The organism is Bacteroides rodentium JCM 16496, assembly GCF_000614125.1.
In the GTDB taxonomy this organism is placed as follows: Bacteria; Bacteroidota; Bacteroidia; order Bacteroidales; family Bacteroidaceae; genus Bacteroides; species Bacteroides rodentium.
On sequence record NZ_BAKJ01000018.1, the window covers coordinates 71,688 to 80,099 of the forward strand.

Genomic DNA, 8,412 nt, shown 5'->3' on the forward strand with positions numbered 1-8,412 from the left:
AATCATGAAAAACAATATGTCAAGACGCCAATTTCTGAAGACTGGCGGGCTTGCCTTGGCTGCTATGACCTTTCAGCCCGCTTCCGTATTATCTTCATCCGGGATTTTGAGCCGGAGATATGTTTCGTTGCGTCCTTCTGCAAGCAAAAGGAGCTTCATTTCGAAGGCAGTAGATGCTGCCATTGAAGAAGCAAAGCCTAAAATAAAGGACGAGAAGTTGCGTTGGATGTTCGAGAACTGTTTTCCCAATACGCTTGACACTACTGTCAGATATAGAGTGAAAAATGGCCGACCAGATACTTTCGTCATTACAGGTGATATAGATGCCATGTGGCTGCGCGACTCTTCAGCGCAAGTATGGCCCTATCTGCCGTTGATGAAGAAAGATAAGGACTTGCAGCTGATGGTGGCAGGACTTGTCAACAGACAGACTGAATGTATCTTGATAGACCCGTATGCCAATGCCTTCAACGACGGGCCGTTGGGCAGCTATTGGGAAACCGACCATACACAACATATGGTTAAGGAACTGCATGAACGCAAATGGGAGATAGATTCTTTGTGCTATCCCATTCGTTTGGCCTATCATTATTGGCAATACACGGAAGACACGTCTGTGTTCGATGAAAATTGGCATAAAGCTATGCTGCTGGTGGTCAAGACCTTTAAAGAGCAACAGAGGAAACAAGACTTAGGACCTTATAGCTTTACGCGCGATTGCGACCGCCCTACAGATTCGCAGATTAACAACGGATGGGGGGCACCGGTAAAGCCGGTCGGCTTAATCGTTTCTTCTTTCCGTCCGTCAGATGATGCTACACAATACGGTTTTCTGATTCCTTCTAATATGTTTGCGGTTGTGTCATTGCGCCAATTGGCTGAGATAGAGGATAAAGTTTATGGAAACAAGGACTTCTCCGGCGAATGTATAGCACTGGCAGATGAAGTGGATGCAGCTATCCGCAGGTATGGTACTTTCAATCATCCGGTTTGTGGACGTATTTATGCTTTTGAGGTCGACGGTTTTGGTAACGCGCTTTGTATGGACGATGCCAATGTACCCAGTTTGTTGGCTGCGCCTTATCTGGGTTATTGCTCTTTTAAAGATGCGATTTACCAGAATACCCGCAAAATGATATGGAGTGACAATAATCCTTATTTCTTTAAAGGAAAAGCCGGCGAAGGGGTAGGAGGCCCTCATGTGGGACTGAATTATATCTGGCCGATGAGCATCATTATGAAGGCTTTTACAACGGATGATTCCGAAGAAATACGTGCTTGTCTGAAGCAACTTCGTGATACGGACGGGGGGACGGGCTTTATGCATGAGTCTTTCCATTCGGAGGATGCCGCGGACTTTACTCGTTCCTGGTTTGCCTGGACAAATACTTTGTTCGGTGAACTGATACTGAAGACAGTCAAGGAATATCCCAACTTATTATCCCAAATACTATGAAGATAAGATATTGGTTACTGGCTATGTCATTCTTTTTTCTCTCTTGTGGGAGAGTGGCTGATGATGTAGCGACAAACTATGGTATTATACCCATGCCGAATGAACTTGCTCCAATGCAGGGAGTGTATGTCCTGCAAGGGGAAAAAACAGTGGCTGTCCCTTCCGGGGAAGCCGCGATGAAAGTTTTTCATTATTTGGAGGATGCGTTGAAAAACACCTCTGTAACGCTGAAGGGTATTTCGGAAACGGGAAAGGCTGATATTTGCTTATCCATAGATAATTCCTTGCCCGATGAGGCCTATACATTGGAGGTTTCTTCCGATAGGATAAATATATCTTCCAATGAAACTGCCGCCGGATTTTTTTATGGTGTCCAGTCTTTGCTGCAACTCATGCCGGCAGCCATTTATGATGGTGACCGGAAATACGAGGAAAAGATTAGGATTCCTGCTGTCAGCATTACGGATGCTCCCCGTTTTCCTCATCGTGGGGCTATGATGGATGTAGGACGTAATTTTCTGCCAAAAGAGGAAGTGCTGAAGTTTCTTGATTTGATGGCATTCTATAAATTGAATAAATTCCATTTTCATCTGACAGATGACCAAGGATGGAGAATAGAAATAAAGAAATACCCGAAACTGACTGAAATAGGTTCTTATCGTAAACAGACTCAGATAGGACACTCTGATTATTATTTTCCACGGCGTTACGATGGAAAAGAAAAGAGAGGCTATTATACGCAGGAAGAAATAAAGGAAATTGTGAAGTATGCATCCGACCGTTTCATTACGGTCATTCCCGAAATTGAAATGCCGGGACATGCATCCGCAGCACTGGCTTCCTATCCGGAACTTTCTTGCGGACTGGGAAAGACTTATGTGGTGCGTGATTATTTTGATGTTTTTGATGAGGTCTATTGTCCCAAAGAGCATACTTTTGAGTTTCTGGAAGATGTGCTGACGGAAGTTATGGAACTCTTCCCCAGCCATTATATCCACATTGGTGGAGATGAGTGCCCCAAGAAAGCATGGAAGAAGTGTGCCCATTGCCAGCATTTGATGAAGCGGGAAGGTCTGCCCGATGAAGAAGCTCTGCAAAGTTGGTTTATCCATCGGATTGAGCAATTTGTGAACAGTAAAGGGCGTGACATCATCGGGTGGGATGAGATTCTGGAAGGAGGGCTTGCCCCTAATGCTACCGTCATGTCATGGCGTGGCGAAAAAGGAGGCATCGAAGCGGCTCACCAACGGCATAAGGTCATTATGACACCCGGCAAAAAGTGTTATTTGGATTACTACCAGGAAAGTCCGGAATTCGCCCCGTTGGCTATCGGCGGTTTCCTTCCGTTGGATACGGTGTACAATTATAACCCGCTTCCTGCCGAGCTGACTCCGGAAGAACAAGCTTATATAATAGGTGTACAAGCCAATATCTGGGGAGAGTATATACAGACTCCCGAGTATTTTGAATATATGGCTTTCCCCCGTTTGCTGGCTATGTCAGAGGTGCAATGGACACAGCCGGAACATAAGGACTTCGAATCGTTTGCCCGCAGGCTGGATAAGGAGTTTGAACGATTGGATGATTGCGGAGTGAATGCTTGCCGCAACTTCTATGAAGTCAATCAGACTGGTGCGTGGAACAAGTCGCAACAGACTTATGAGGTGACTTTGAACACCTTCTGTCCGGATGCTGATATTTACTATGCCGTAAATGATTCAACGGTCAACACTTCATCTTCCCTTTATGAGACTCCGATACCGTTGGACGAGGATGCAACTGTTTATTCGGCAGTTTACAGAGACGGTAAGCCGCTGGGGAAAGTGACCCGCAAGAGTTTTGCTGTAAACAAGGCAACCGGATGTGACTATACTTGTAATCCTGAAGCAGGATGGGAACACTTGAATAAAGGCTTCGGGCTGACTGATGGACGACGTGGCTATGCCCGCGACATGCGTCGCTGGATTAGCTTCTACCAGGATACCGTACAGATTGTAGTGGAACTGAAGAAACCTCAAAAAGTCAAGGAAGTTGCCTTTTCTTCTTTATGGCGGCCGGTAAATGAGATATGGCCGGCAAGAGCGATGGGTGTCTCTGTTTCAATGGATGGTCAGACTTTTATTCCGGTGGGCACTAAACGGCTGACTTATGATTTTACCTTGACGGAAGGTATCCGCTTCCCGGCATCTCTTTCATTTGCCGAAACGGAAGCTGCATTTGTCCGCTTGGAATTATTGAGTGGTGGCTTGTGCCCGAAAGGATATTTTCATGAAGGGTTGCAGAGTGAGTTGGCAATAGATGAAATAGAAATATATTAATCTCAAGAAATTATGAAGAAAATAGTTGTTCTTTTAGTTGTACTGTTGGGCTGTATGCCGGTAACGGCTTTTGCGCAGAAGCAATTCTTTTTTAAGGATGGCAAGTTTGTAGTAGCACAGTTTACAGATTTGCACTGGATGCCGGGTTCTGCAAAGTGTGCCGAAACGGCAGCTACTATCCGTGCTGTCCTGGCAGCCGAACATCCGGACATTGCTGTACTGAGTGGGGATGTGGTGACCGATACCCCTGCTATGGATGGATGGAAAAGCGTAGTGGCTATTTTCAATGAGGCCAAGATGCCTTTTGTGGTGATGATGGGAAACCATGATGCCGAATACTTGACGCGCAATGAAATCTATGATTTCCTCTTGAAGTCTCCCTACTATGTGGGGGCAAAAGGCCCTGAAGATATTATGGGATGCGGCAATTGCGTGATTCCTATTTATAGTCCGGAGAAGAAGGACCAGGTAGAGGCATTGCTCTATTGCATGGATTCCAACGACTATCAGCCTAATAAAATCTATGGTGCTTACGACTGGATTCATTTCGACCAAATAGAATGGTACAGAAAGCAAAGTAAACACTTTGCGGAGAAAAACGGTGGTAATCCCGTCCCTGCTTTGGCCTTTTTCCATATTCCGCTGATTGAATACAACGAAATCAGAGGTGACGGGAAAACTTATGGCAATGACAAAGAAGGTGGAGTTGCCTCCGCTAACATCAATTCCGGTATGTTTGCTGCCTTCCTTGACATGAGGGATGTAATGGGAGTATTTGTGGGACATGACCATGATAACGACTTTATAGGAATAGATAAAGGTATTGCATTGGGATACGGACGGGTGACCGGTGCGGATGCGTATGGAGAGTTGACGAGAGGAGCCCGTATCATTGAACTGTACGAAGACCAATTCAAATTTGACACATGGATTTCCACTCCTTCGGGCAGGGAGGCTGCCTACTATTACCCTTCAGGTCTGAATTCGGATGAGGAGCAGAGTATGGCTTATTTGCCGGCTACGGGAACTTCTCCCAAGAAGCAGGGTGTGGCATATACCTATTATGAAGGCAAATGTAAACGTGTTGCCGATATTGCCGCCTGCAATAAAGTGAAGGAAGGGGTGATGAAGAACTTCTCGATTGAAGAAGCAGCCGTCCCTGATCATTTTGCTTATGATTTCCGTACGTTGGTGAAAATTCCAGAAAGGGGAGTATACCGTTTCTATACTTTTTCCGATGATGGTTCTAAACTATACATAGACGGTAAATTGATTGTTGATAACGACGGCGGACACAGCGGACGCCGTGCCGAAGGGAAAGTTGCTCTTGAAGCAGGATACCACGAGTTGCACCTGCTGTATTTCGAAGATTACATGGGCCAGGAATTGGAAGTCGGGTATTCGGGACGGAATGTTCTGGAAACCGTGTTGCCTGATACCATGTTGTTTGTACCGGATTAAATCAGCGCTGGTAACTCTTTGTCCGGTACTCTTTCCGATATTCATTGGGAGAGATTTTCTTCAAAGCTTTGAATTGGCGGGACAAGTTCTTCAGGTTGTTTATTCCGACTTGTTCCGCCACATCTGCAATCGGAGCATCACTGGCCAACAGCAATTGGGCAAAGCGTTCCATCCTAAGGTTGAAGATATATTTGTGGATGGACTGCTGGGTGACTTGCTTGAAACGAATCTCCAATAAACGGCGTGATAATGGTACCTGTTTCACTATATCCGATACAGTGATATCAGCCGCTATATTCTGATGGATATATTTCAGAGCGGTTTGGATATGGGTATCGGTGGTAGAATAGAAGTCGGTCGAAAGCCGGTTGATGATATTAACCGGTTGGAGCACAACGTCCTGATAAGTGGCCTCCTCATCATTCAATAGATGTTCTATGAGGGCGGCTGCCTCAAATCCGCCTCTTACAATGTTTTGGCTGATACTGGATAGGGGAGGGTCTGAAAGATTGCATATAATCTCATCATTGTCGACTCCTAATATTGCTATCTTGTCGGGCACTCTGATGTTGTTGACTTTACAGATTTCCGTAATGCGGTTGCCTTGATTGTCATCGCAAGCCATGAGTGCCGTAGGTTGTGGCAATGACTTTAACCAATTGAGCAGGGGCGGTGCCTCATAAAACCATAAGTCATCAAGGGATTGGTCCTGATAAGAATAGAAATTGTTTCCAAACCCTTGGGCTGCTATACATTCATAGAAACCCTCGCAACGCTCTTGTGACCATACCGTATCGCGATAACCGTAGAATGCGAAATTCTGAAAGCCTTTACTCAGAAAAAACTCTGCTGCCATTCTGCCGGTCTTGCGGTAATCGCCGGTGATGTTTGGAATATTGCTGAACCTTGATTTATAATCCTGGGCCAACGCGATAATTCCGTTTTCACGGAATAGCTCCACATTGTCATCATTGTCAAATCTGCCGATGATTGCATCTGCCTGCCATGTCTTTGCCCATTTCAAGACTCCTTCTATACCATGACTGTTTTTGTAGGAGGGCGGCATACGGCATACTACCCATGGCTCATGGCTTTTGGAATAGGCCAATACCCCCTTTAGCAGATTGTACGAAAAGGACTCTGTAAAATCGGTCAATAATATCAATCGAATCATAGCAGTTGACTAAATGTAACTGATTGTTACTTATACAAATGTTAGCTTAATTGACAAATATAGGATTTTATTTCTTTTTCTTCAAATCTTTTCCCTCATATTTGCAGATTGCTTCAACCCATTCTTCTTCCAGTGGCTTGGATTCGTGTTTGGCAAGGTCGAAGGCTACCATGACGGAAGTACAAACGCATTTTACTTCTTGAGTTTCCGTATCGATGACACGCTGTGCCAGATGGAAACTCTTGGTCCCTATTTCGGTAACGGCTGTTTGCACGGCAATATGGTCCGAACCATAAATTTGTGCAAGGAAATTTGCTTCGATATGGACGACAACAATGCCATCCTTTTCCCAATCTACATTCGGGCATACGGAAGCGAAGTATTCTGTTTTTCCTAAATCATAGAAAGAGAAGTAAACAGTGTTGTTTACATGGCCGAATTTGTCGATGTCATTAAAGCGTAATTGTATGGGCAGGGTGTGGTTAAATTGAATTTCTTCCATTGTTTTCTCTTAAACTTTGTTTATAATCGCTGCAAAAATACTGTTTTCTTTTGATTTGTATGTTGAAAATAAAGTCTTTAATGGCGAAAATTCTCTTTTCACAGTGTTATTGTATAGATTACCCCTTCCAGAAATTTGCCTGATGCCGGTCTTATCAAATACTTGCGGGGAAGAAGCTGTCCTATCAAAGCAACTTCCAATAGATAGGTTGGAACATCGGCTGGCACCATCACTGGAGCGGTGGTTGTCAAACTGGCTTTGTTGAGTGTGATATCCACCGTATTATTGCCATAGGTAACCACACCTGTTTCCATATTTATGGAGCCGGTATTTCGTACATTTAGAATTTTGATACTTGAAAGCAGGGTTCCCAGAGCCGAGACATTAAGCTGTATTTGTGTCAGCTTGTGCCTGAAGGTAATCGGTATGGCTGTTCCTGGAGAATAGCTTCCACCGGCAGTGCTGCTACCGTGCATGATGTCTTCCTGTCCTGTAAGGGTGAAATTGAAAGTAGGGGCTGTTCCATTTCCGGGGGGAGTGACGTAATTGGTTCCGTTCGTAGCCGTGGTACGTGGATAATAGCCGTAAAAGATGACTTTGCGTCCTCCAGCCGGATAGTATAATGGCGGTGAAAAAGTTATTTCATTTCCATTTATACCGGCAGGAGCAGCATTGTTCAATAGAGGGGAGGCAGTCCAGGGAAATGTACCGGCAGTACTGCCTTCCGCCACTTCATAGATTCCTAAAGAACTGATATTGATATCGTTTATACTGTTGATGACGGACCGTGTGTGGGAGCTGTCTTCCAGAATGGCAAGGTGGATTGGATGGAGTGTTCTTCGCTGTTGAAAAAAACTCCGTCCATATCACTGCTGCAACTTGCAGATAATAGCGGTATGAACGCTACGAGTATTCGGATAGAAAATTTCACTTTCGGAATCTGTATTACCGGATGAATCACTGTATGATAGACGAACCTGTTCCTCCGGTAACCCACGGGGTGACAATCGCAGAAACTGTAATTCCTTTGGGAGTAAAGGTCAGTATAATATTGTGAGCCTTTCCGGTTTCCGTATTTAGGTTTACCGTCACGTTAGGATAGGTCACTCCACCCGCTACAATATCCATCACCACACTCGTGGCACCGCTCTTTACCATTGGATAGACTGTGGCTGTGGTACCAGGGTCGGCACTGATGGCATACGAGCCTGTGAGGGTGATGCCGGCGCCTGTCGGATTATAGGAGACCGTACCGTCGTTGATATTGAGAGAGGCAGGAGTCTGTTGGTTTTTGATGGTAATGCTGGTTACGGTCTTTCCGGTAGCGGGAAACCCGGCACCTGCTTTAAAAGTGAATTGCAATTGGGTCAGCAGATGGTTGAAGGTGAAAACCAGCGCTCCGCCTGTTGTCTTGTTTCCACTGGCTTCGCCCGAAATCATTACGTCGTTGGAACCGTCTGTTTCCGAGAATGTGACCGTATTGCCGGATAATGTGAAGAGT

Annotated in this window: 7 protein-coding genes; 3 read left to right on the forward strand and 4 right to left on the reverse strand. The window is 45.2% G+C overall.

The window, feature by feature from the left end; translation table 11 throughout:
* The first annotated feature begins 4 nt into the window (after window positions 1–4).
* Genes JCM16496_RS10100 through JCM16496_RS10110 form a run of 3 tightly spaced genes read left to right on the forward strand, consistent with a single transcriptional unit; the run spans window position 5 to window position 5,235 of the window.
* Entirely contained in the window at window positions 5–1,456 is a 1,452-nt protein-coding gene (locus JCM16496_RS10100) for a glycoside hydrolase family 125 protein (RefSeq protein WP_025834045.1), read from the forward strand.
* Window positions 1,453–3,774, forward strand: coding sequence for a glycoside hydrolase family 20 protein (locus tag JCM16496_RS10105; protein WP_025834047.1), 2,322 nt, complete (start codon window positions 1,453–1,455; stop codon window positions 3,772–3,774). The genes JCM16496_RS10100 and JCM16496_RS10105 overlap by 4 nt, the downstream gene beginning before the upstream one ends.
* Before the next feature lie 12 nt (window positions 3,775–3,786).
* Window positions 3,787–5,235, forward strand: a complete 1,449-nt coding sequence (locus tag JCM16496_RS10110) for a PA14 domain-containing metallophosphoesterase (protein WP_025834048.1) — start codon at window positions 3,787–3,789, stop codon at window positions 5,233–5,235.
* Window position 5,236: 1 nt separating this feature from the next.
* Here the strand turns inward: JCM16496_RS10110 and JCM16496_RS10115 are convergent, their stop codons facing one another.
* The 4 genes from JCM16496_RS10115 to JCM16496_RS10130 all read right to left on the reverse strand — a co-directional run.
* A complete protein-coding gene (locus JCM16496_RS10115; protein ID WP_025834049.1) occupies window positions 5,237–6,409 on the reverse strand; it encodes an AraC family transcriptional regulator in 1,173 nt (390 codons plus the stop codon).
* A gap of 67 nt (window positions 6,410–6,476) precedes the next feature.
* Window positions 6,477–6,911: an acyl-CoA thioesterase gene (locus JCM16496_RS10120; RefSeq protein WP_025834051.1), complete on the reverse strand. Its 435-nt coding sequence runs from the start codon at window positions 6,909–6,911 to the stop codon at window positions 6,477–6,479.
* 98 nt (window positions 6,912–7,009) lie between these two features.
* On the reverse strand, window positions 7,010–7,735 hold the full coding sequence (locus JCM16496_RS10125) for a fimbrillin family protein (protein WP_439644529.1): 726 nt from the start codon (window positions 7,733–7,735) through the stop codon (window positions 7,010–7,012).
* A 133-nt stretch (window positions 7,736–7,868) separates the two neighbouring features.
* Window positions 7,869–8,412 (reverse strand): fimbrillin family protein (locus JCM16496_RS10130; protein WP_025834052.1); only part of this gene is annotated, 544 nt, incomplete at its 5' end.

What these genes read in the sequence shown, in the direction of transcription:
- JCM16496_RS10100 (WP_025834045.1), top strand. Translation starts at nt 5, where the DNA reads ATGAAAAACAATATGTCAAGACGCCAATTTCTGAAGACTGGCGGGCTT.
- JCM16496_RS10105 (WP_025834047.1), top strand. Translation starts at nt 1,453, where the DNA reads ATGAAGATAAGATATTGGTTACTGGCTATGTCATTCTTTTTTCTCTCT.
- JCM16496_RS10110 (WP_025834048.1), top strand. Translation starts at nt 3,787, where the DNA reads ATGAAGAAAATAGTTGTTCTTTTAGTTGTACTGTTGGGCTGTATGCCG.
- JCM16496_RS10115 (WP_025834049.1), bottom strand. Translation starts at nt 6,409, where the DNA reads ATGATTCGATTGATATTATTGACCGATTTTACAGAGTCCTTTTCGTAC.
- JCM16496_RS10120 (WP_025834051.1), bottom strand. Translation starts at nt 6,911, where the DNA reads ATGGAAGAAATTCAATTTAACCACACCCTGCCCATACAATTACGCTTT.